Source organism: Lachnoclostridium phocaeense, from assembly GCF_959599685.1.
Taxonomy (GTDB): Bacteria; Bacillota; Clostridia; order Lachnospirales; family Lachnospiraceae; genus Claveliimonas; species Claveliimonas monacensis.
Map to the genome: position 1 here is coordinate 59,373 of NZ_CAUGIN010000014.1, position 21,002 is coordinate 80,374.

The 21,002-nt window shown below is 53.3% G+C and carries 25 protein-coding genes and 1 tRNA gene; 22 read left to right on the forward strand and 4 right to left on the reverse strand.

Going from position 1 to position 21,002, the window contains the following annotated elements; all coding sequences use genetic code 11:
• Window positions 1–2 precede the first annotated feature (2 nt).
• The gene (locus Q5911_RS08130; RefSeq protein WP_303182310.1) at window positions 3–734 is read left to right on the forward strand and encodes an HAD family hydrolase; all 732 of its coding nucleotides are present in this window, start codon (window positions 3–5) and stop codon (window positions 732–734) included.
• Window positions 735–773: 39 nt separating this feature from the next.
• Window positions 774–1,856, forward strand: a complete 1,083-nt coding sequence (locus Q5911_RS08135; protein WP_033126993.1) for an ABC transporter ATP-binding protein — start codon at window positions 774–776, stop codon at window positions 1,854–1,856.
• A gap of 104 nt (window positions 1,857–1,960) precedes the next feature.
• Here the strand turns inward: Q5911_RS08135 and Q5911_RS08140 are convergent, their stop codons facing one another.
• The gene (locus Q5911_RS08140) at window positions 1,961–2,605 is read right to left on the reverse strand and encodes an alpha/beta fold hydrolase (RefSeq protein WP_303182316.1); all 645 of its coding nucleotides are present in this window, start codon (window positions 2,603–2,605) and stop codon (window positions 1,961–1,963) included.
• Between the two features lie 366 nt (window positions 2,606–2,971).
• Between Q5911_RS08140 and Q5911_RS08145 the strand changes: the two genes are divergently transcribed.
• Both Q5911_RS08145 and Q5911_RS08150 read left to right on the forward strand, forming a co-directional pair.
• Window positions 2,972–3,133: a hypothetical protein gene (locus tag Q5911_RS08145; protein ID WP_173829265.1), complete on the forward strand. Its 162-nt coding sequence runs from the start codon at window positions 2,972–2,974 to the stop codon at window positions 3,131–3,133.
• The gene (locus Q5911_RS08150) at window positions 3,126–3,458 is read left to right on the forward strand and encodes a type II toxin-antitoxin system RelE/ParE family toxin (protein WP_303182319.1); all 333 of its coding nucleotides are present in this window, start codon (window positions 3,126–3,128) and stop codon (window positions 3,456–3,458) included. Before Q5911_RS08145 ends, Q5911_RS08150 begins: the two co-directional genes overlap by 8 nt.
• A 179-nt stretch (window positions 3,459–3,637) precedes the next feature.
• On the opposite strand, the gene Q5911_RS08155 is transcribed toward Q5911_RS08150, so the two are convergent.
• A tRNA-Leu gene (locus Q5911_RS08155) sits at window positions 3,638–3,720 on the reverse strand.
• Between the two features lie 186 nt (window positions 3,721–3,906).
• Here Q5911_RS08155 and sdaAB point away from each other — a divergent pair.
• Entirely contained in the window at window positions 3,907–4,581 is a 675-nt protein-coding gene (sdaAB, locus tag Q5911_RS08160) for an L-serine ammonia-lyase, iron-sulfur-dependent subunit beta (protein WP_076779209.1), read from the forward strand.
• A gap of 15 nt (window positions 4,582–4,596) precedes the next feature.
• Entirely contained in the window at window positions 4,597–5,472 is an 876-nt protein-coding gene (gene sdaAA / locus Q5911_RS08165; protein ID WP_033126996.1) for an L-serine ammonia-lyase, iron-sulfur-dependent, subunit alpha, read from the forward strand.
• An 88-nt stretch (window positions 5,473–5,560) separates the two neighbouring features.
• Here sdaAA and Q5911_RS08170 read toward each other — a convergent pair whose 3' ends face one another.
• Window positions 5,561–6,406 carry a DUF368 domain-containing protein gene (locus Q5911_RS08170; RefSeq protein ID WP_076781047.1) on the reverse strand — a complete coding sequence of 282 codons (846 nt, stop codon included), beginning with the start codon at window positions 6,404–6,406 and terminating at the stop codon, window positions 5,561–5,563.
• 237 nt (window positions 6,407–6,643) lie between these two features.
• Between Q5911_RS08170 and Q5911_RS08175 the strand changes: the two genes are divergently transcribed.
• The 15 genes from Q5911_RS08175 to Q5911_RS08245 all read left to right on the forward strand — a co-directional run bounded on the left by Q5911_RS08175 (window position 6,644) and on the right by Q5911_RS08245 (window position 19,599).
• Window positions 6,644–7,369 carry a class I SAM-dependent methyltransferase gene (locus Q5911_RS08175; protein ID WP_303182327.1) on the forward strand — a complete coding sequence of 242 codons (726 nt, stop codon included), beginning with the start codon at window positions 6,644–6,646 and terminating at the stop codon, window positions 7,367–7,369.
• 121 nt (window positions 7,370–7,490) lie between these two features.
• Window positions 7,491–8,456: a beta-ketoacyl-ACP synthase III gene (locus tag Q5911_RS08180; RefSeq protein ID WP_033126998.1), complete on the forward strand. Its 966-nt coding sequence runs from the start codon at window positions 7,491–7,493 to the stop codon at window positions 8,454–8,456.
• A 78-nt stretch (window positions 8,457–8,534) separates the two neighbouring features.
• The gene (gene acpP, locus Q5911_RS08185) at window positions 8,535–8,759 is read left to right on the forward strand and encodes an acyl carrier protein (RefSeq protein WP_226394873.1); all 225 of its coding nucleotides are present in this window, start codon (window positions 8,535–8,537) and stop codon (window positions 8,757–8,759) included.
• Window positions 8,760–8,775: 16 nt separating this feature from the next.
• Complete coding sequence (gene fabK, locus Q5911_RS08190; RefSeq protein WP_303182347.1) at window positions 8,776–9,762, forward strand: enoyl-[acyl-carrier-protein] reductase FabK; 987 nt, start codon at window positions 8,776–8,778, stop codon at window positions 9,760–9,762.
• Entirely contained in the window at window positions 9,755–10,687 is a 933-nt protein-coding gene (gene fabD, locus Q5911_RS08195; RefSeq protein ID WP_303182331.1) for an ACP S-malonyltransferase, read from the forward strand. The genes fabK and fabD overlap by 8 nt, the downstream gene beginning before the upstream one ends.
• Before the next feature lie 51 nt (window positions 10,688–10,738).
• On the forward strand, window positions 10,739–11,479 hold the full coding sequence (fabG, locus tag Q5911_RS08200) for a 3-oxoacyl-[acyl-carrier-protein] reductase (protein ID WP_076779201.1): 741 nt from the start codon (window positions 10,739–10,741) through the stop codon (window positions 11,477–11,479).
• A complete protein-coding gene (gene fabF / locus Q5911_RS08205) occupies window positions 11,479–12,717 on the forward strand; it encodes a beta-ketoacyl-ACP synthase II (protein ID WP_303182349.1) in 1,239 nt (412 codons plus the stop codon). The genes fabG and fabF overlap by 1 nt, the downstream gene beginning before the upstream one ends.
• 16 nt (window positions 12,718–12,733) lie before the next feature.
• Entirely contained in the window at window positions 12,734–13,204 is a 471-nt protein-coding gene (gene accB, locus Q5911_RS08210) for an acetyl-CoA carboxylase biotin carboxyl carrier protein (RefSeq protein WP_303182333.1), read from the forward strand.
• Between the two features lie 25 nt (window positions 13,205–13,229).
• On the forward strand, window positions 13,230–13,658 hold the full coding sequence (fabZ, locus tag Q5911_RS08215; protein ID WP_033127004.1) for a 3-hydroxyacyl-ACP dehydratase FabZ: 429 nt from the start codon (window positions 13,230–13,232) through the stop codon (window positions 13,656–13,658).
• A gap of 32 nt (window positions 13,659–13,690) precedes the next feature.
• The gene (locus Q5911_RS08220) at window positions 13,691–15,046 is read left to right on the forward strand and encodes an acetyl-CoA carboxylase biotin carboxylase subunit (protein WP_087173428.1); all 1,356 of its coding nucleotides are present in this window, start codon (window positions 13,691–13,693) and stop codon (window positions 15,044–15,046) included.
• Window positions 15,047–15,048: 2 nt separating this feature from the next.
• Entirely contained in the window at window positions 15,049–16,767 is a 1,719-nt protein-coding gene (locus Q5911_RS08225; protein WP_303182335.1) for an acetyl-CoA carboxylase carboxyltransferase subunit alpha, read from the forward strand.
• A 9-nt stretch (window positions 16,768–16,776) separates the two neighbouring features.
• Window positions 16,777–17,877 (forward strand): NAD(P)H-dependent flavin oxidoreductase, encoded by a 1,101-nt coding sequence (locus Q5911_RS08230; protein ID WP_303182337.1) that lies wholly within the window; start codon window positions 16,777–16,779, stop codon window positions 17,875–17,877.
• A 22-nt stretch (window positions 17,878–17,899) separates the two neighbouring features.
• On the forward strand, window positions 17,900–18,352 hold the full coding sequence (locus Q5911_RS08235; RefSeq protein WP_033127007.1) for a MarR family winged helix-turn-helix transcriptional regulator: 453 nt from the start codon (window positions 17,900–17,902) through the stop codon (window positions 18,350–18,352).
• An 86-nt stretch (window positions 18,353–18,438) separates the two neighbouring features.
• Window positions 18,439–18,858 (forward strand): PPC domain-containing DNA-binding protein, encoded by a 420-nt coding sequence (locus Q5911_RS08240; protein WP_303182338.1) that lies wholly within the window; start codon window positions 18,439–18,441, stop codon window positions 18,856–18,858.
• Between the two features lie 12 nt (window positions 18,859–18,870).
• Window positions 18,871–19,599 (forward strand): NAD-dependent protein deacylase, encoded by a 729-nt coding sequence (locus Q5911_RS08245; protein ID WP_303182339.1) that lies wholly within the window; start codon window positions 18,871–18,873, stop codon window positions 19,597–19,599.
• Here the strand turns inward: Q5911_RS08245 and Q5911_RS08250 are convergent.
• Window positions 19,586–20,182, reverse strand: a complete 597-nt coding sequence (locus Q5911_RS08250) for a putative ABC transporter permease (RefSeq protein WP_303182340.1) — start codon at window positions 20,180–20,182, stop codon at window positions 19,586–19,588. The two genes, Q5911_RS08245 and Q5911_RS08250, sit on opposite strands and share 14 nt — an antisense overlap.
• A gap of 141 nt (window positions 20,183–20,323) precedes the next feature.
• Here Q5911_RS08250 and Q5911_RS08255 point away from each other — a divergent pair, with 141 nt between their 5' ends.
• Window positions 20,324–20,947: a hypothetical protein gene (locus Q5911_RS08255; protein WP_303182342.1), complete on the forward strand. Its 624-nt coding sequence runs from the start codon at window positions 20,324–20,326 to the stop codon at window positions 20,945–20,947.
• Window positions 20,948–21,002 lie beyond the last annotated feature (55 nt).

The following is a 21,002-nucleotide window of genomic DNA, read 5'->3' on the forward strand; positions in this document are numbered from 1 at the left end:
ATATGATCAGAGGAATTTTATTTGACAAAGACGGAACCCTGGTGGATTTTTTCTCCCTGTGGCTTAAGGCGGCTCTGGAAGTGACTCCGGCGTTTTTACGAGAAAACAACCTGGACGACAACGCGCAGATGACCGACTATGTGCTGCGGGCCATGGGCGTGGAAGACGGGAAAGTGGATCCCAAAGGTGCGCTTGCCTACAAGTCCTACCAGGAGATCGCGGAAGATATCTGCCGGGCGCTGGAAGAAAAAGGCATTGTCCTGGATACCGGCAGGGTTCAGGAGCAGCTGGAGCGGCTCTTTAACGGGAGTGTCACCAGCGGAGACATCAACTACAGAGAGCTGACAGATATCGGACAGGTCATGCGGGATCTGAAAGGAAAAGGGATCTGCGTGGGACTTGCCACGGCGGACACCCTGTACTCGGCAGAGAGCTGTCTGAAAAAGCTGGGCACATACCAGGAATTTAACTATGTAGGAGCCGATGACGGTATCCGAAAACCCAAGCCGGAGGCGGATATGTTCCTGGAGTTTCAGAACAAATTTCATCTGAAACCGGAGGAGATCGCCGTGGTGGGAGACACTTACAATGATGTTGTGTTTGCAAAGAACAACGGCGGCATTGCCATTGGAGTCTTAAGCGGCGTCAGCAGCGAGGAAGACTTCCGGGGCGAGGCGGACTATATTCTGAATTCTATCCAGGAGCTGCCGCAGCTTCTGGAGCGGATGGAATAAATAAAACAGATCAGACACGGATGACAAGGAGGAATAGCTGTGGCTGAAATTCAGTTAAACCATGTTTATAAAAAATTTGATGATGGAGTTACCGCGGTAAAGAATTTTACCCTGGATATACAGGACAGGGATTTCGTGGTCTTTGTAGGACCTTCCGGGTGTGGAAAATCCACCACCCTGCGCATGATTGCCGGTCTGGAGAAGATCTCCGACGGCACTCTTGTGATCGATGGGAAGAAGATGAATGATGTACAGTCCTGCGACAGGGATATAGCCATGGTATTCCAGAATTATGCTCTCTATCCACATATGACAGTGGCGGAGAATATGGCATACAGCCTGAGGCTGAAGCATGTGCCGAAAAAAGAACGCAGACAGAAAGTGGAGGAAGTGGCAAAGATCCTGGGACTGGAAGAGGTGCTGGACAGAAAGCCGGCAGAGCTTTCCGGCGGACAGAAGCAGAGAGTGGCCATGGGGCGCGCCATCGTGCGGCAGCCGAAGGCCTTTCTCATGGATGAGCCTTTGTCCAACCTGGACGCCAAGCTCAGGACCCAGATGAGGAGGGAGATTCAGAAGCTGTACAGGGAACTGAACAGTACATTTATCTACGTGACCCATGACCAGACAGAGGCCATGACGCTGGGGACAAAGATCGTGGTTATGAAAGCCGGCGAGATCCAGCAGATTGCCTCCCCGGAAATGCTGTACAATGAACCGGCCAATGTGTTCGTGGCAGGATTTATCGGCATGCCGCCCATGAATTTCTTCAGAGGCAGATGCCAGATGCGCTATGAGAAGGTCTATGTCAGCACAGCGGGTATGCAGATCGAGCTGCCCCCGGACATGGCTGACCGGGTAAAGAAAAAAAGCGAGCTTGGGAAGGACGTCATTATCGGCGTGCGCCCGGAGGATATGCTGATCGCGGACGAGGGAGTAGAAAGCAAGGTCCGTGTCTATGAGATGCTGGGCTCGGAGACATATCTGTATTTCGATCACGATGGGGGAACTGTGGCAGTCAGAACAGCGGCAGACACTCCCATCCGCAAAGGAGACAGAGTGCACTTCAACTTCCGAAAGGACAAGATCCATCTGTTTGACGCTCAGACAGAGGAGAGAATATAAAATATCACAACAGATAAAAGGAACAAAGCGCCGCTTCATCTTCGGAATACGAGGATGAGGCGGCGCTTTGCGTTCACCTGTACCTGGCAGTGTCAGAAACCAGGTTATCCGTAGATAAATTCAGTTATGACTCTGGCGGAAAGCTCTGCGTTTGTCAAGATGGAAGGGTGCCCGCCTGTCTGAAACATGTGGATGGAACCGTCCTGCACGAGACGGCTCATCTCAAGGTACTCCTCTTCCATATTCCTGCGGCACATAGAGTCCTCTCTGCTTTCCCAGTCCTCGCCCTGGCACCATTGGTAAAACTGCCTGGCAGAAGGATCCTGCATGGCGGCTCTGCGCTCTTTTAACAGGTCTTCTGCGAATGTTTCGTGCAGTGTCCTGCCGTCAAAGCTGTCGGCGATCACTTTTTCTGTCAGATCGGGGCGCTTCAGAGCAGTGTTGACTGCTATCCAGGCCCCGCCGCTTGTGCCAAGAATATTTACTTTTCCGATATGCATATGCTCAATAAGCGCAATGACCTGCTCGGCCTGCGAACTCCAGAGATCTGCGGGAAAATGGCTGACTCTGTCTGACTGTCCGTTTCCGAGAAAATCCAGCAGGATCACCCGGAAATGCTCCTGGTACAGTGGTAACAGAAACTCGAACATGACAGAGGAAGCGGTGTCGCCGTGCAGCATGACAAGGGGCTTTCCGTGCCCGGTTTCCTTATAAAAAATCTTTTTTGAATGAAAAGTAAAATAAGACATATTTTCGGCCTCCTGATCATTGTATTTGTCCGACTGACCAGCAAGGCGCAGCAACAAAGGTACACCCTGCTGTTACTTTGCGTTCCAGATCCCCATATAGGCGGCCTCCTTTCTCTGTATTCTGTTTTCATTATACCATGTGGGAGGGGAGATGGGCTATGAAATAGAAGGATGTACCGGGAAAACCTAAATCCTTTCAGCAGCCTGTAGATAGTGGAAAAGAAGAATACTGCACATCGTTTTTGAAGGTAAGCAATCAATATATTTGGGAAAAATTAAGGGATATAATAATAGAATTATATGGAGTAATCGGATATAATGAAATTACGGAAGCAATCAACTTTTCTTGTGGAAGGAGTTGTTAATATGACATCAGCAGAAATGTTAGCCTATGAAAAAGAATTGGAAGAAAATCAGAGAACTGTTCGGCAGATGGTTTTAGACAGCCTGGAAGATGTTAGAGCGGGAAAAGGAAGAGACTTTAACGAATTCTTTGATGAATTGGAGAAAAAGTACCAGAATGTATAAATATCGAATTATCATTGAACCGTTAGCCGAGGAGGATATTATCAGAAATGCAGAGTATATTGCATATGAGAAAAAATCTCCGAAGACAGCCAGAAGCCTGTTAAAAGGACTTAGAAAAGAAATAGGAAGCTTGTCGATTAATCCTCAAAGACACATGTTTGATGAAGATGAGGATTTAGCTAATCTGGAAGTTAGGAAGCATTATTACAAAAATTATAAAATTTTTTATATAGTGGATGAGACAAAAATGACAGTATACATATTGAGAGTCCTGCATATGCTTGTAGACAGTAAGGCTTTATTATTACGTATTGTAAAAGATTAAGAGACCAGTTGCTTGAAAAAGTCGCTGGTTTTTTATATAGAATTACTGGAAAGGATAATATTCTCTCTTTTGCTTCGAAAAAGGAGAACAAAAAGGTAATCAAATCTTGCCGGTGTAAAGGCAACAAAAAAAGAACGGAAACCCTTGAAAAATAAAGGATTTCCGCTTCTCTTAAACCATGCGGAGAAAGGGACTTGAACCCTCACAGGATTGCTCCCACTAGAACCTGAATCTAGCGCGTCTGCCATTCCGCCATCTCCGCTCGACAAAAAGTATATTATCATATCCCGCTGAGAATTGCAAACATTTTTTTGAAAAATTTAAAATTTTTTCTGAGGTGTCCTGTGGATGTGTATGGTATAATAACTACAGAACGGTTTTTATACCACAAACATGAAGTGAGTAACACTGAGACAAACAAAAAAGGAAGAAAGGAAAGGTAACCAGTATGGCAAGTATTTTCGACATTTTAGGTCCTGTAATGGTAGGGCCATCCAGTTCCCATACGGCTGGGGCAGTGCGTATCGGCCTTATCGGCAGACAGCTTCTTGGCAGACAGCCGGAGAAGGCCAGGATCTACCTGCATGGATCCTTTGCAGCGACAGGTGAAGGGCATGGAACAGACCGGGCGATTGTGGCAGGACTTCTGGGGATGAAGCCGGATGACATGCGTATACCGGACAGTTTTAAGATCGCGAAAAAGGAGAAATGTGATTTCACGATCCAGAAGAAAGAGATCCGCGGCGCTCATCCGAATACTGTGCAGATGATTCTGGAGGCGGGAGATGCCAGCCTTGACATCCAGGCCTGCTCCATAGGAGGCGGACGTATCGTGGTGAGCAAGCTGGATGGCATTGATGTGAATTTCAATGCAGAGAGTAATACGCTGATCGTCCATAACCAGGATCAGCCGGGGCATGTGGCCCAGGTGGCAAATATCTTAAGTCAGAAGAACATCAATATTGCCACCATGCAGCTTTTCCGGGACAAGCGGGGCGGCTATGCGGTCATGGTCATTGAGACGGATCAGATTATCCCGGACAGCGCCATATCATGGCTGGAGAATCTGGATGGAATCATTAAAGTTACGTTCCTCAATGTGAGCGGAGCAGAAGAAGAATAGGAGGGGCGCAAAGATATGTCATATGGATCAATAGATGCAATCAAGGAAAGATGTAAAAAAGACGGTATTGAGTTTTGGAAGGCTGTGCAGATCGAAGACTGCAATGAGAGGGATGTGTCTGAGGAGAGTTCCTGGAAAGAGATGACCCGCATGTGGCGGATCATGTGTGAGAACGTGGACACATATGAGCCGGACCGCGTTTCCAGAAGCGGCCTTGTGGGGAAAGAAGGCGGCCTGATGGAAGAGTATCAGAAAAAAGGGGATACTCTTTGCGGGGATTTTATGGCAAAGGTTATGACAGTGGCTCTGAAGATGGGCTGCAACAACGCCTGCATGAAGCGTATCATTGCGGCACCCACGGCCGGGGCCTGCGGTGTTCTCCCGGCTGTGCTCATTCCTTATTTCAAGGAGCATGAAGTGCCGGAGGAGAAGATGGTGGAAGCCATGTACGTGGCGGCTGGTGTGGGACAGGTCATTGCTAACCGGGCGTTCCTTGCCGGTGCCGCGGGCGGATGCCAGGCAGAGATCGGTTCAGGTTCCGCCATGGCGGCGGCGGCCATCTGCCATGTAAAAGGGGCGGATGCGGAGACCATGGGCCATGCAGCGGCTATGGCTCTGAAGAATCTGATGGGCCTTGTGTGTGATCCGGTGGCGGGCCTGGTAGAGGTGCCCTGCGTCAAGAGAAATGTAGGCGGGGCTGTCAATGCCCTGGCTGCGGCTGATATGGCTCTGGCAGGCATCACAAGCCGGATCCCCGTGGATCAGGTTATCGACGCCATGCGGGAAGTAGGCGACAAGATGGATGTGACTCTGCGGGAGACCGGGGCAGGCGGCGTGGCAGCCAGCATCACGGGCGTGGAGATCGCGGAGCGGATCATACAGACGGATTAAAGATAAGCGGACAGTGTCCGGATAAAAAAGCAGAGGCGGCGTTCTCCCGGAAGGGGGGCGCTGCCTCTGTCTTACTGTACAGAGTTTTTTATTCGGTTTTCACACCGCTGTTGAACTTATCCAACGCCAGCGCAATCACCACGCCTGCCACAATGCAGATGATGTTGACAATGGCGGAACCCGGTGTGGCAAAGCTGGACACAGGGATGATCATGACCGTGGCCGCGATGACAATGCCGATAATGCCGTGGAAGGCAAGAGAGTAGTAATTTTCAAACAATGTGTTGACGGCTTTGGCCAGCAGGATGACTGTGACGACTGCTCCGATGCCTCCTGGTACAAGGACATTCATGTCAAAGTGTCCGATGCCGTCCACAAAGGGTGTGTAAAGCCCCAGAGGCATCAGCAGGGTGGAAAAGCTCATGCCGGGAGCAATAATGCTCAGAGCCAGGCAGAAGCCGCAGAACAGATACCAGACGAAGCCCGGAGTTACTTCTATGGAGTTCATCTGCAGGCCCATAAGCAGGGCAAAGATCACGCACATGCAGACGACAAGAGAGATCCAGGAACCTTTGCTGCGCCCCTGTTCGCCCGCCTCCCGGAAGAGAGAGGGGAGCATGCCCGCGATCAGACCGATAAAGAGGCAGACGGAAGGATCCGGGTATCTGTTTAAGAAAAAGGACAGGATATTGGCCACACCCAGGAAACCAATGGCGACTCCGATAAGTACCGGGATCAGCTTTGGAACATGGGTCTTAAAGTTCCTGACCGGACTGGACAAAAGCTCCATGATGGGTTTATAGATGCCGAAGACCACGCACAGGACGCCTCCGGAGATGCCCGGGAGGACGGCTCCAAGTCCGATCAGAGCTCCCTGGATAATGCGGAATAGAAACTGTACAGGTGACATTTTGCTGTTCTGTTTTTTATTCATATAAATCAAAAATCCTTTCTTATTATGGTGCGCCGCATCCGGCAGCGCGGTGAGTTTCTTTACTACTTCCATATTTGACAGACCCTATATTTATACTATTATTTCGATTATTTTTCAAGTATATCCGTTCGGCAAAAAGTCTTCTGTGGAAACCGGGTTGTAAAGGGCCGCAACTTCTGCTATCGTTGCCATGGAGACATTTTCCCGTGAAGGGAGAAGAAGACGGAGGAAAAAGTTATGGGAAATATATATGATGATCCGATGTTCTTTGATGCCTACGCACAGATGGACAGAAGCCGGAAAGGGCTTGAGGGAGCCGGGGAGTGGCATCAGATGGGGCGGCTATTCCCGGACATGGAAGGAAAGCATGTGCTGGACCTGGGATGCGGATACGGCTGGCACAGTAAATATGCAGCGGAAAATGGCGCCGGGGCGGTGACGGCCATAGACCAGAGCAGCCGCATGATCGGGGAGGCCGGGAAGCGAAATGCAGACGGCAGGATCACTTACAGGGTCTGTGCCCTGGAGGACTACGAGTATCCGGAAGAGACCTTTGACCTTGTGGTGTCCAACCTGGTGCTCCACTATGTAGAAGATCTGAATGGCATATACAGGAAGGTATATCGGACACTGAAAAAGGGAGGCGACTTCCTTATGAATATTGAGCACCCTGTATTTACCGGCAGTGTCATGGAGGAGTGGATCCGGGATGAAGAGGGAAACGCGCTGTACTGGCCGGTGGATGATTACTTTTATCCCGGCAGGCGGGAGACGGTTTTTCTGGGGGAAAAGGTGGTGAAGCAGCACCACACGCTGACCCAGATCCTGGGCGGACTTCTGAAGTGCAGCTTCACTCTGACGGCGGTGGAGGAGGCGTATCCGGACCCGGCCATGCTGGATCTGCCGGGCATGAAAGACGAGATGCGCCGACCCATGATGCTTTTTGTGAAGGCAAAGAAATAGCACAAAACTCTTGACAGAAGCCATGTGCTGCTATATACTTTGAAAGTCAAAATATTTCAGACTAAAAATATTTGAAGCATCGAAATAATAATAGAAATAAAGAAACGAGGAAGCAAAGAACATGACCGGAGTGATATGCGGTACAGGCTCAAGTGTGCCTGTACATACGATGGATAACAATGATATTGCCCAGCTTGTGGAGACCAGCGACGAGTGGATCCAGGAGAGAACCGGAGTGGTACGGCGCCACATCATCACTGAGGAGACGACCGTGTCCATGGCCGCCGATGCAGCCAGAAAAGCGCTGGAGAACAGCGGCACTGCTCCGGAGGAAGTGGATCTGATCCTTGTGTCCACCATCTCCTCCAACGTGATCCTGCCCTGCGCGGCCTGCGAGGTGCAAAAAGAGATTGGCGCTGTGAACGCCACCTGCTACGACATGAGCGCGGCCTGCACCGGCTTTGTGCTGGGCTACAGCTCCGCTCTGGCCTATCTGGCCTCCGGCATGTACAGCACCATCCTTGTGATCGGGAGCGAGAGCCTGTCCAATCTGACAAACTGGAAGGACAGAGGCACATGTATCCTCTTTGGAGACGGCGCCGGCGCCGCGGTGGTGAAAGCCGGGGAGGGAACCTTCTACTATCCGGTGACCCACTCGGAGGGAGCCAAGGGCGAGGCCCTGACATGTACCAGCCGCTACAACCGGAACTGGGAGAGCATCCCGGAGGAGGAGATGCTTATGCAGATGGACGGCCGTGGCGTGTTCAAATTTGCTGTGAAGAAGGTGCCGGAAGTGATCGGCGAGGTCCTTGAGAAAAACGGCCTTACAAAGGAGGATATCGACCTGTATGTACTCCACCAGGCCAACAGAAGGATCGTGGAGTCCGTGGCAAAGCGGATGGAGGAACCCATCGAAAAATTCCCCATGAACCTGCAGGAGTACGGTAATACGTCTTCTGCCAGCATCCCTATCCTGCTGGATGAGCTGAACCGGGATGGAAGGCTGAAGAAGGGGCAGAGAATCGTGATCGCCGGATTTGGAGCGGGACTCTCCTGGGGAGCGGCAGTCATAGACTGGACAAAATAAGCATGCAGCGCCGCAAAAGCGCGGCGATGGCATAGATAAAATCAAAGTAAAAAGGTAAAAGAAAAGGAGAACAAGACAATGCTGGAAAAGATCAAAGAAATGGTAGCAGAATCATTAGGAGTAGATGCGGGAACGATCACAGAGGAGACTTCCTTCAAGGATGATCTTGGCGCTGACTCTCTGGACCTGTTTGAGCTTGTAATGGCTCTGGAGGAAGAGTACGACGTGGAGATCCCCACAGAGGATCTGGAGCAGATCGCTACAGTAGGCGACGTGATTTCCTACATCGAGTCCCACAAATAGATCAGATAAGCAGTATATATTTCATCAGAATAAAAAGACGAAAAAAGAAAAAGAGGTTGTCAATATGAAAACAGAAGTAACGGAATTACTGGGAATTGAATATCCGATTATCCAGGGCGGTATGGCCTGGGTCGCTGAATATCACTTGGCAGCCGGCGTATCAAATGCCGGTGGGCTTGGGCTGATAGGAGCAGCAAGCGCTCCGGCAGACTGGGTGCGCGAACAGATCAGAGAAGCAAAAAAACTGACAGATAAGCCTTTCGGCGTCAACATCATGCTGATGAGCCCGTACGCGGACGACGTTGCGAAGGTGATCGTGGAAGAAGGTGTGAAGGTGGTCACCACCGGAGCCGGAAGCCCGGAGAAATACATGAAGATGTGGAAGGAAGCAGGCGTAAAAGTCATCCCTGTTGTCGCCTCCGTTGCACTTGCAAAACGTATGGAGCGCTGTGGCGCTGACGCGGTTGTCGCAGAAGGTACAGAAGCCGGCGGACACATCGGAGAAAATACGACCATGGTCCTGGTACCCCAGGTGGTGGATGCGGTAAACATTCCGGTCATCGCCGCAGGCGGTATCGCTGACGGAAGAGGCATTGCCGCAGCGTTCATGCTGGGCGCAAAGGGCGTGCAGATGGGCACACACTTTGTTGTCACAGATGAGTCCCAGGTACATGAAAATTACAAAGAACGCATCATCAAGGCAAAAGATATCGACTCCCGTGTCACAGGCCGCACCACAGGACATCCGGTGCGCGCGCTGAGAAACGACATGACAAAGAAATATCTGGAGCTGGAAAATAAAGGCGCAGGCTTTGAGGAGCTGGAGCTTCTGACACTGGGCGGTCTTCGCAAGGCAGTTGTGGAGGGCGACGTGAAAAACGGAAGCGTCATGGCAGGACAGATCGCCGGCATGGTGAAAGAGAGAATGTCCTGCAGGGAGCTGATCGACAAGCTGGTAAGCGAGACAGATGCACTGATCAAAGGAGCGGGCTTTTATGAGTAAGATTGCATTTATTTATCCCGGCCAGGGCGCGCAGAAATGCGGCATGGGCCAGGATTTCTACGAGAACAGCGCTTCCGCGCAGGCTGTGTACGACATGGCTTCAGAGGTGCTGAAAGATAACATGGACATTGACATGAAAGACCTGTGCTTTCATGAGAACGATAAATTGGACCTTACAGAGTACACACAGGCAGCCCTTGTGACCACCTGCCTGGCCATGACAAAGCCGCTTGTCGAGGCGGGGATCCGCCCGGATGTGACAGCAGGCTTAAGTCTTGGCGAGTACTGTGCCATTGCGGCGGCAGGCGGCATGAAGGACGAGGATGCCATCCGCCTTGTGAGAAAAAGAGGCCTTCTCATGCAGAACACGGTTCCAGCAGGGGAGGGTGCCATGTGCGCCATCATGGGCATGACCGGCGAAGAGATCGAGGCAGTCACTGACGACATGGAGGGCGTGTCTGTTGCCAACTACAACTGCCCGGGGCAGATCGTCATTACCGGGGAGACAAAGGCAGTGGAGGCTGCGGCAGAAAAGCTGAAAGAAGCCGGAGCAAAAAGAGCGGTCATGCTGAATGTCAGCGGACCTTTCCACTCCCCCATGCTGAAGAAGGCCGGGGAGGAGCTGGCGCAGGTGCTGGAAAGCGTGGAGCTGTCCCCTCTTGACGTGCCTTATGTGACAAACGTGACAGCGCAGCAGGTGACAGACATCAGCCAGACAAAAGAGCTTCTGGCAGAGCAGGTAAGCTCCTCCGTGCGCTGGCAGCAGAGCATGGAAAATCTCATCGCGGACGGCGTGGACACCTTCATTGAGATCGGGCCGGGCAGGACCCTTGCCGGTTTCATGAGAAAGATCAGCCGCGATGTGACGGTTTACAACGTAGGCACATGGGCCGATGTGGAGAAAGTGGCGGAAAGTCTGAAATAAAGTCGAAAAGCAAAAAGGAGGCAGGGGCGGTTAACCGTCCTGTACGAGAAAATGTTAGATGGAAAGATTGCAGTAGTAACAGGAGCTTCCCGCGGGATCGGAAGGGCCATCGCCCTGGAACTGGCTTCCCGGGGAGCCTTCGTGGTAGTCAACTACAACGGTTCAAAGGACCGGGCGGAGGAAGTGAAAAAAGAGATCGAGGCAGCCGGAGGAAAAGCGGAAGTCTATCAGTGCAATGTATCTGATTTTGAAAAATGCCAGGCATTTATCCAGGATGTCATCAAAACATACGGAAGACTGGATATTCTTGTCAACAATGCGGGCATCACAAGAGACGGACTTCTGATGAAGATGTCTGAGGCGGACTTTGACAGCGTCATCGAGACCAACCTTAAGGGCACTTTCAACACCATCCGCTTCGCGTCCAGACAGATGCTGAAGCAGAGAAGCGGCCGCATCATCAATATGTCCTCTGTTGTGGGCATTGCAGGCAATGCGGGACAGGCCAATTACGCCTCCTCCAAGGCGGGTGTTATCGGCCTTACAAAAGCCGTGGCAAGAGAGCTGGCTTCCAGGGGCATCACGGTGAACGCCATTGCTCCCGGATTTATCGAGACAGAGATGACGGAGGTTCTCTCCGACGCAGTGAAAGAGGCGTCTGTGGCCCAGATCCCTCTTGGAAGATTTGGAAAGCCGGAGGATATCGCAAAGACAGCGGCCTTCCTGGCTTCTGACGATGCAGGCTATATTACAGGACAGGTGATCCAGGTAGACGGAGGAATGGCGATATGATGAAGAGAAGAGTAGTTGTGACAGGGCTTGGGGCCATCACCCCCCTGGGAAATACAGTTCCCGAGTTCTGGGCGGGAGTAAAGGAAGGAAAGGTGGGCATCGCGCCTATCACGAAGTTTGATACCACTGAATATAAAGTAAAACTGGCGGCAGAAGTAAAAGATTTTGTGGCAAAAGACCGGATGGATTTCAAGGCTGCAAGAAGGATGGAGGCTTTCTCACAGTACGCTGTGGCGGCTGCAAAGGAAGCTTTCGACGACGCAGGCATTGACATGGAGAAAGAGGACTCCTTCCGGGCCGGCGTCATCATCGGCTCCGGTATCGGAAGCCTGCAGCAGGTGGAGTCCAGCTACGAGAAGATCAAGACAAAAGGCCCGGGCAAGGTAAACCCGCTGATGGTGCCCCTCATGATCTGCAACATGGCGGCAGGAAATGTTTCCATCCAGCTTGGCCTGCGGGGAAAATGCTCCAATGTGGTGACAGCCTGTGCCACAGGAACCCACTGTATCGGAGACGCCTTCCGGGCTATCCAGTATGGTGACGCGGACATTATGCTGGCAGGGGGAACAGAGAGCGCCATCTGCCCCACAGGAGTGGCAGGATTTACCGCCCTCACCGCCCTTTCCACCAACCCGGATCCGGCCACGGCATCCCGCCCCTTTGACAAAGACAGAGACGGTTTTGTCATGGGTGAAGGAGCAGGCGTGGTAGTTCTGGAGGAGCTGGAGCACGCCAAGGCAAGAGGAGCAAAGATCTACGCGGAGGTCGTGGGATACGGCGCCACAGGAGACGCTTACCACATCACTTCACCGGCAGAGGACGGCGCAGGTGCTGCCAAGGCCATGGAGCTTGCCATGGAGGAGGCGGAAGTTTCACCTTCCCAGGTAGAGTACATCAATGCCCACGGCACAAGTACACACCACAATGACCTCTTCGAGACAAGAGCCATCAAGAAGGCCTTTGGCGAGGCGGCGAAAGACGTGGTCATCAACTCCACAAAATCCATGATCGGCCATCTTTTAGGTGCAGCCGGCGGTGTGGAGTTCATCACTCTTGTGAAATCCGTGGAGGAAGGATTTATCCACCAGACCATGGGAACCGTGGAGACAGACGAGGACTGTGACCTGAACTATGCGGTAGGCGCTCCGGTGGAGAAGGAGATCCACTACGCCATGACCAACTCTCTTGGCTTTGGCGGACACAACGCAACCGTGCTGATCAAGAAATACGAAGAATAAAAAGAGGTGCGAGATCATGGAATTTGAGAACCTGTTAAAACTCATCCAGGCAGTCTCCGACTCAGAGCTGACCGGACTGAAATACGAAGAAAAGGGCGTAAAGCTCCATCTGACAAAAGAAAAAGAGACCATCGTCACAGCCCTGCAGGCGGCTGAGAGTACTGTGGCGGTTCCGGCCGTGCAGGCAGCAGCTCCCGCAGCGGCTGCACAGGCTGACAAGGCAGCAGAAGAGAAGACATCTGCAGAGCCCTCCGGCAAGATCGTGAAGAGCCCCCTGGTGGGAACATTCTACGCAGCTCCGGCAGAGGATGCGGATCCTTACGTGTCTGTGGGAGACACGGTGAAAAAAGGCCAGGTCATGGCCATCGTGGAAGCCATGAAGCTGATGAACGAGATCGAGAGCGACTTTGACGGGACAGTGGAGGAGATCTACGTGGAAAACGGCCAGGCCGTGGAGTACGGACAGCCTCTGTTCCGCCTTTCATAGGAAATACAGGAAGGAGACAAAGAGCATGAACCATTTGGATATCAACCAGATCAAGGAGATCATTCCCCACCGCCATCCCTTCCTCCTTGTGGACTACATCGAGGACTATGAGCCGGGACAGTTTGCGGTAGGTTATAAATGCGTCACATACAGGGAAGATTTCTTCAAGGGACATTTTCCCCAGGAGCCGGTAATGCCCGGTGTGCTGACGGTGGAGGCACTGGCCCAGGTAGGGGCTGTGGCCATCCTGAGCAAAGAGGAGAACAAAGGAAAGATCGCCTACTTCGGCGGCATCAATAAATGCAAGTTTAAAGGAAAGATCGTGCCGGGAGATAAAGTAAAGCTGGAGACAAAGATCATCAAGGCCAAAGGGCCTATGGGGATCGGAGAGGCCACTGCCAGCGTGGACGGCAAGGTGGTAGTCAGCGCGGAACTGACCTTTATGGTAGGATAGACTGACGGGAGGATGAAAGAGAAATGAGCCAGATGATCAAAAAAGTACTGATCGCCAACCGGGGCGAGATCGCGGTCCGCATTATCCGGGCCTGCCGGGAGATGGGGATTGAGACCGTGGCCGTCTACTCGGAGGCAGACAGGGAGGCCCTCCACACACAGCTTGCGGACGAGGCCATCTGCATCGGTCCGGCGCCCTCCACGGAGAGCTATCTGAGCATGGACCGGATCATCAGCGCCACCATCATTTCCGGCGCCGATGCCATCCATCCGGGATTTGGTTTTCTCTCTGAGAACAGCCGGTTTGCGGAGCTGTGCGAGCAGTGCAACATCACCTTTATAGGCCCCGGATCGGACGTCATTGCCCGGCTGGGAAACAAGCAGGAGGCAAGAAACACCATGGTGGCTGCCGGAGTACCGGTGATCCCGGGCAGCAAAGAGCCTGTGTACGACGCAAAAGAGGGAGCGAAGATCGCGGAGGAGATTGGCTACCCGGTGATCGTGAAGGCGGCTCTTGGAGGCGGCGGGAAAGGCATGCGCGTGGCGCAGACGCCGGAGGAGTTTGAGAGCAGCTTCCAGACAGCCCAGAAAGAGACGCAGATGGCGTTCGGCGACAATACCATGTACATCGAGCACTTTGTACAGCATCCCCGCCATATCGAGTTCCAGATCCTGGCGGACAGCCATGGCCATGTGATCCACCTGGGAGAGAGGGACTGTTCCATCCAGAGGAACCACCAGAAGATGATCGAGGAGTCCCCTTCCGTGGCTATCTCAGAGGAGCTCCGCCGGAAAATGGGGGAGGCTGCCGTGAAGGCGGCGAAGGCAGCCGGGTATGTGAATGCGGGGACCATTGAGTTCCTTCTGGAGAAGAACGGGAACTTCTACTTTATGGAGATGAACACCCGTATCCAGGTGGAGCACCCGGTGACCGAGTGGGTGACAGGCATCGACCTTATCAAGGAGCAGATCCGCATCGCCTCCGGAAGGGAGCTCTCCTACCGGCAGGAGGATGTGCATCTTACCGGCCATGCCATTGAGTGCAGGATCAATGCGGAGAACCCGGAGAAAGGCTTCCGGCCTTCACCGGGAACCATCACCGACATGTATCTGCCGGGAGGCAAGGGGATCCGGATCGACTCCGCCATCTACAGCGGCTACACCATACCCCCCTACTATGACTCCATGATCGCCAAGCTGATCGTGTGGGCTAAGAACAGGGACGAGGCCATCCGCAAGATGAGAAGCGCCCTGGGAGAAGTCATCATTGAGGGCATTGACACCAACGTGGACTACCAGTACGGGATACTGGAAAACCCGGACTACATTGCCGGAAACATAGACATCGAATTCATCGAAGAGCTTGAAAGAGCCCGGAAAGAAGCGTAAAAATGAAGTTAGAAAATATGTTTAAAAAGACAAGAGCTGTCTCGGGGAGAAAGGGATACATCTCCCTGCGGGAGAGGCGGCCGGAGGTGCCGGAGGGCCTGCTGCGCAAGTGCAACAAATGCGGCAGCGCCATCATTGCCGAGGACGTAAAGAGAGGCTACTATATCTGCCCGAAGTGCGGCGGCTATTTCCGTGTCCACGCCTACAGACGCATTGAGATGATCACCGACGACGGTACATTTGAGGAGTGGGACAAGGAGCTTGTGGGCGGAAATCCCATGGACTATAAAGGCTATCCGGAGAAGCTGGCAGCCGTGCAGGAGAAGACAAAGCTTACCGAAGCGGTTGTGACAGGAAAGGCGGAGATCAACGGTCTGGAGACAGTGATAGGCGTCTGTGACGGCCGGTTCCTCATGTCCAGTATGGGAGAGGTCGTGGGAGAGAAGATAGCCCGGGCTGTGGAGCGGGCCACAAAGGAAAGGCTTCCGGTCATCCTCTTTGCCTGCTCCGGGGGCGCCAGGATGCAGGAGGGCATTATCTCCCTCATGCAGATGGCCAAGACAGCTGCGGCCCTGAAGCGGCATAGTGATGCGGGGCTTCTCTATATCTCCGTCCTGACGGACCCTACTACCGGAGGGGTTACGGCCAGCTTTGCCATGCTGGGCGATGTCATTTTGGCAGAGCCCAAGGCCCTCATCGGTTTTGCCGGTCCACGGGTCATTGAGCAGACTATCGGTCAGAAGCTGCCAAAGGGCTTCCAGAGGTCCGAGTTCCTGCTGGAGCACGGCTTCATCGACCGCATCGTGGCGAGGGAGGAGCAGAAGACGGTCCTCTCCGAGATCCTGCAGATGCACCAGAAGGCAGACAGGCCCCGCAGGGAGCGGACCGCTCCCTGTCCGGAGAAGAGGATGGAGGCACCTGCTCCCGACAAAGAGGGCGGGCTATCCGCCTGGGAGAGAGTCCAGATTTCCCGCATGAAGGACCGGCCGGTAGGATCTGACTACATCCAGTCGCTCTTTACAGATTTTATGGAGTTCCACGGCGATCGGTATTTTGCAGATGACAAAGCCATCATAGGCGGTATTGCCAGATTTCACGGCCGTCCGGTGACTGTCATTGCCCAGGCCAAAGGAACCAGCACAAAGGAAAACATTGAGCGCAACTTCGGCATGCCTTCTCCGGACGGATACCGCAAGGCGCTGCGGCTGATGAAGCAGGCGGAGAAATTCGGCCGCCCGGTGATCTGTTTTGTGGACACCCCGGGAGCTTTCTGCGGCCTGGAAGCTGAGGAGAGAGGCCAGGGAGAGGCCATTGCCAGAAACATCTATGAGATGTCGGGACTGAAGGTGCCGGTGCTCTCTGTCATCATCGGAGAGGGAGGCAGCGGAGGAGCCCTTGCCATGGCTACTGCGGACGAGGTGTGGATGCTGGAGAATTCCGTGTATTCCATCCTCTCCCCGGAAGGATTTGCCAGCATCCTGTGGAAGGACAGCACAAAGGCAAAAGAGGCGGCAGAGGTTATGAAGCTGACAGCCAGGGATCTTTATAAGGCGGGCATTGTGGAGAAGGTCATTCCGGAACCTGCCCACTATACAGTGCTGAACCTGGAGGAAGTGACAGACAGGCTCTCGGAGGGCATGGACCGCTTCCTTGAAACATATGAAAGCATGTCGGCAGAAGAGCTGACCCAGAGGCGGTACGAGCGTTTCCGACGGATGTAGGAGATTTATATGGAAATAAAACCTTTGAAACTGGGAACCAGGGAGGCCAGGCTTCCTCTGATCCAGGGCGGTATGGGCGTGGGCATCAGTCTGGGCCGCCTGGCAGGAGCCGTGGCCGGCGAGGGAGGCGTGGGCATTATCTCCACTGCCCAGATAGGATTCCGGGAACCGGATTTTGACCGGGACTCCCTGGGGGCCAATCTGCGGGCTTTGAAAAAGGAATTTGACAGGGCAAGGTCCCTCTCTCCGGAGGGGGTCATCGGCTTTAACATCATGGTGGCCAGCAGGTGCTATGAGGAGTACGTGAGGGCTGCCGTGAAGGCGGGAGCGGACATCATCATTTCCGGTGCCGGACTTCCCATGGACCTGCCCAGGGATGTGTCGGAGGCGGCCCGGGAAGCTGGAAGGGAGACAGAGCCTGCGCTGGCGCCCATTGTCTCTACAGAGAAAGCGGCCCGTGTGATCCTTCGGTACTGGGATAGAAAGTACAGGAGGCTGCCGGACCTTCTCGTTGTGGAAGGCCCTCTTGCAGGGGGACACCTGGGCTTCACCGGGGAACAGTTGGAACAGTTTGCGGCGCCTGGGCAGGCGGACATTTCTCCCGCTTACGAGGAGGAGATAAGGGCCATCCTTCAGACGGTCCGCTCCTTTGAGGAGAAATACGGGCGGAGGATCCCGGTGGCTCTGGCAGGGGGCATCGACAACCGGGAGAAGGCACAGAAAGCTTTCTCGCTGGGGGCGGACGCCATCCAGGTGGCCAGCCGTTTTGTCACCACAGAGGAATGCGATGCGGACATCCGGTACAAGGAGGCATACATCCGTGCCGGGAAAGAGGACATCGTGATCGTGAAGAGCCCGGTGGGCATGCCGGGGCGGGCCATCCGGAACCGCTTTATGGAGCGGGTCATGGGAGGGGAGCAGATCCCCCACAGTCCCTGTCACAAATGTCTTCACACCTGCAATCCGGCAAAAATCCCCTACTGCATTACAGACGCCCTTGTATGTGCGGCCAAAGGAGAGGTGGAGGACGCCCTTCTCTTCTGCGGCGCCAACGCCTGGAAGGCAGACCGGATAGAGACAGTGAGGGAAGTCATAGAGTCACTTCTGTAAGATCATAGAAAGGAAAACGTTCATGGAGGATGCATACAGGGCCATCAACGATATTCTCGTCAATCTGTTCCACGAGATATGGGAACTGGAGGAGAAGGCCATCATCACAGAGGAATTTAAAGATCTGACAAACAATGATATGCACGTCATTGAGGCCATCGGCCTGGGCGAGGGGAACAATATGTCCTCCATCGCCAGAAAACTGAATATCACCGTGGGCTCTCTTACGACAGCCATGAACAGCCTTGTGAACAAAGCCTACGTGGAGCGCCGCCGCAGCGAGAAGGACCGGCGGGTGGTCTACGTCAGACTGACAGAGAAGGGGATCAAAGCCTTCCATCACCACGAGGACTATCACCGGCAGATGACCCAGGCGATCCTGGACAAGCTGACGGAGGATGAGATCCCTGTTCTTGTAAAGACACTGGAAGGACTGTCCGAATTTTTCAAAGGGTACAGTCAGAAAGTAAGATAGAGGAACACAGCGGGAGAAAGAGTATCGAGGGGTACTCTTTCTCCTTTTTGCATGATACAATGAATGTAGTGAAAGGAGGGCTCACTGTGGAATACAGGAGATTTGACAATACGATTGTTGCAAGAATTGACAAGGGAGAGGAAATTCTGGACCAGGTAAAAGAGATTGCTCTGAAAGAGGAGATAAAGCTGGCCTCCATCCAGGCGCTTGGAGCCATCAGCCAGTTTACAGCAGGTGTTTTTAAGACGGAGGAAAAGAACTACCTGGCCAATGAATTTGAGGGCAGCTTTGAGATCGTGTCACTGACAGGCACCATCAGCACCATGGACGGGGAATTTTACGCGCATCTGCATATAAGCGCCGGAAATGAAAAGGGGGAAGTCTTTGGGGGACATCTGAACCGGGCGGTGGTCAGCGCCACCTGTGAGATGGTCATCACGGTGATACCGGGCGTGGTGGACCGGCGCTACAGCGAGGAGATCGGATTAAATTTATTTCAGTTTTAAGAAGGTGACAGTATGTACCAGGAGGAAGTAAGAAAACTGCAGGAGATCATAGACGACAGCCGGCGGATCGTCTTTTTCGGAGGGGCCGGCGTCTCCACGGAGAGCGGGATACCGGACTTCCGGAGTGCGGACGGCATTTACCATCAGCACTACAAATATGCGCCGGAGCAGGTGGTGAGCCACAGCTTCTTTAAAGCCCACCCGGATGTTTTCTATGAATTCTATAAAGAAAAGATGATGTGTCTGGAGGCGGAGCCAAATGCGGCTCACAGGAAGCTGGCCGAGCTGGAGGAGGCAGGGCGCCTCACAGCGGTCATCACCCAGAATATCGACGGACTCCATCAGAAGGCGGGAAGTAAGAAGGTGTATGAGCTTCACGGCAGCATCCACAGGAACTACTGCCAGAAGTGCGGCCGGTTCTACGATGCGGCTTATGTGAAGGCGGCCCCGGGCATTCCCAGGTGCGAGTGCGGAGGCGTCATCAAGCCGGACGTGGTCCTCTATGAGGAGAGTCTGGACTCCATGACAATAGAAAAGAGCGTCCGTGCCATTGCGGAGGCGGACACGCTCATCATCGGGGGCACATCCCTTGTGGTGTACCCGGCGGCCGGGTTTATTGATCATTTCCGCGGCAGGCATCTGGTGGTCATTAATAAAAGCGCCACAGCCAGGGAAGTGGGAGCGGAGCTTTCCATATCGGCTCCCATAGGGGAGATCCTGGGACAGATCAGAGTGAAGTAATCCCCGGCCCCATGTTGGGGGAGAGGAAGGAGCGAACCAGGTCTGCCGCAAAGAGAGCGCACAAGATCACACACAGCAGCCTTTTCCGGGAGACGGACAGGCGGCTGAACTGCCCATCCAGCGCAGGGGCGGCGATGTAGATGATAAAGAGACCGCCTGTGCCGAAAAGCAGCAGTCCTTCCAGGCAGACTCTGCCATGGATCTGGAAGAGCATGTCGCTGTAGTTCCACCAGCGGACACCGAACATGGTCTCCAGGAAGAGCCCGGCGAAATACTCCACCGTGCCGCACAGAAGCACAATGAGGCCAAAAGACAGGAGAGGGCGGCTGCGCCATTTTTTCAGAAGCACAAGGATCAGCACACCCCCTGTCCCGTAGATGGGAAGCCAGGGGCCGACCATGAAGCCCCGGTTGAAGAACATGCCGTCCACCACCAGGTGAAGGCCCACCTCCCAGAGCCAGCCGATGCCGGAAAAGGTAAAGAACATAAGGACAAGGGAGGACACAGAGTAGTCCTGCCGGCAGGACAGCGCGGGCCTGTGTGTGACCAGTATATTTTCTACGTAAGTAACGGCAGCTCTCATAAAAATCCCCTCCTGTAAAGTATATAGAGTAAGTTTTCTTTTGTTGTATCCAGTATAAGAAAAAGATATAAAGATAAATGGCAGGAAATTATGAAGAATTTCAAAAGATTATGACAGAAAAAATGAAGGGAAGATACATCTATGGAAAGACATCTGGATTATTTTGAGATTGAAGGCTCCTACGGCGGAAGCCAGGACTGGTTTACCAATATCGTTATGCACGTGGGCGGCTGCGGGGCGGCCACAGCCTGTGACACCTGCATCTATCTGGCTCTGCGAAAGGGAATGAAGGGGCTGTATCCCGGTGACGCGGGTCGTCTCACAAAACAGGCTTACAAAGAGTTCAGCATGAAGATGAAGCCCTATCTGAAGCCCAGGGCAGGAGGCATCGACAGGCTGGAAACCTATATAGAAGGGTATGCCCGCTATCTTGCGGATCTGGGAAATGAGGACGGCAGAAGCCTTCACATGGAACCCCTCCACGGGGAGACGGATGTGGAGGAGGCCAAAGCGGCGGTCAGAAGGCAGATTGATAAGGGGCTTCCCGTGCCGTATCTTCTGCTCTACCACAAGGACAAAAAGCAGTTCGGGGATTTTACCTGGCACTGGTTTCTTCTCACCGGTTATGAGGAAAGGGAGGACCGTTTCTATGTGACGGCGGCCACCTACGGGGCTGCCACCAGGCTGGATTTTGAGGAAATGTGGGATACCGGGTATGAGAAAAAGGGCGGGATGGTACTCTACGCCCTGGAAGATGGGAAATAAAAAAGGGGCTGTCGGGAAATAGATAGTCCAAATCAGGGGCAGATGTGACTCGCAT

Coding starts and splice junctions, on each gene's coding strand:
- Q5911_RS08130 (WP_303182310.1), top strand. CDS start 3: ATGATCAGAGGAATTTTATTTGACAAAGACGGAACCCTGGTGGATTTT.
- Q5911_RS08140 (WP_303182316.1), bottom strand. CDS start 2,605: ATGTCTTATTTTACTTTTCATTCAAAAAAGATTTTTTATAAGGAAACC.
- Q5911_RS08145 (WP_173829265.1), top strand. CDS start 2,972: ATGACATCAGCAGAAATGTTAGCCTATGAAAAAGAATTGGAAGAAAAT.
- Q5911_RS08150 (WP_303182319.1), top strand. CDS start 3,126: ATGTATAAATATCGAATTATCATTGAACCGTTAGCCGAGGAGGATATT.
- sdaAB (WP_076779209.1), top strand. CDS start 3,907: ATGGCAAGTATTTTCGACATTTTAGGTCCTGTAATGGTAGGGCCATCC.
- sdaAA (WP_033126996.1), top strand. CDS start 4,597: ATGTCATATGGATCAATAGATGCAATCAAGGAAAGATGTAAAAAAGAC.
- Q5911_RS08170 (WP_076781047.1), bottom strand. CDS start 6,406: ATGAATAAAAAACAGAACAGCAAAATGTCACCTGTACAGTTTCTATTC.
- Q5911_RS08175 (WP_303182327.1), top strand. CDS start 6,644: ATGGGAAATATATATGATGATCCGATGTTCTTTGATGCCTACGCACAG.
- Q5911_RS08180 (WP_033126998.1), top strand. CDS start 7,491: ATGACCGGAGTGATATGCGGTACAGGCTCAAGTGTGCCTGTACATACG.
- acpP (WP_226394873.1), top strand. CDS start 8,535: ATGCTGGAAAAGATCAAAGAAATGGTAGCAGAATCATTAGGAGTAGAT.
- fabD (WP_303182331.1), top strand. CDS start 9,755: ATGAGTAAGATTGCATTTATTTATCCCGGCCAGGGCGCGCAGAAATGC.
- fabG (WP_076779201.1), top strand. CDS start 10,739: ATGTTAGATGGAAAGATTGCAGTAGTAACAGGAGCTTCCCGCGGGATC.
- fabF (WP_303182349.1), top strand. CDS start 11,479: ATGAAGAGAAGAGTAGTTGTGACAGGGCTTGGGGCCATCACCCCCCTG.
- accB (WP_303182333.1), top strand. CDS start 12,734: ATGGAATTTGAGAACCTGTTAAAACTCATCCAGGCAGTCTCCGACTCA.
- fabZ (WP_033127004.1), top strand. CDS start 13,230: ATGAACCATTTGGATATCAACCAGATCAAGGAGATCATTCCCCACCGC.
- Q5911_RS08220 (WP_087173428.1), top strand. CDS start 13,691: ATGATCAAAAAAGTACTGATCGCCAACCGGGGCGAGATCGCGGTCCGC.
- Q5911_RS08225 (WP_303182335.1), top strand. CDS start 15,049: ATGAAGTTAGAAAATATGTTTAAAAAGACAAGAGCTGTCTCGGGGAGA.
- Q5911_RS08230 (WP_303182337.1), top strand. CDS start 16,777: ATGGAAATAAAACCTTTGAAACTGGGAACCAGGGAGGCCAGGCTTCCT.
- Q5911_RS08235 (WP_033127007.1), top strand. CDS start 17,900: ATGGAGGATGCATACAGGGCCATCAACGATATTCTCGTCAATCTGTTC.
- Q5911_RS08245 (WP_303182339.1), top strand. CDS start 18,871: ATGTACCAGGAGGAAGTAAGAAAACTGCAGGAGATCATAGACGACAGC.
- Q5911_RS08250 (WP_303182340.1), bottom strand. CDS start 20,182: ATGAGAGCTGCCGTTACTTACGTAGAAAATATACTGGTCACACACAGG.
- Q5911_RS08255 (WP_303182342.1), top strand. CDS start 20,324: ATGGAAAGACATCTGGATTATTTTGAGATTGAAGGCTCCTACGGCGGA.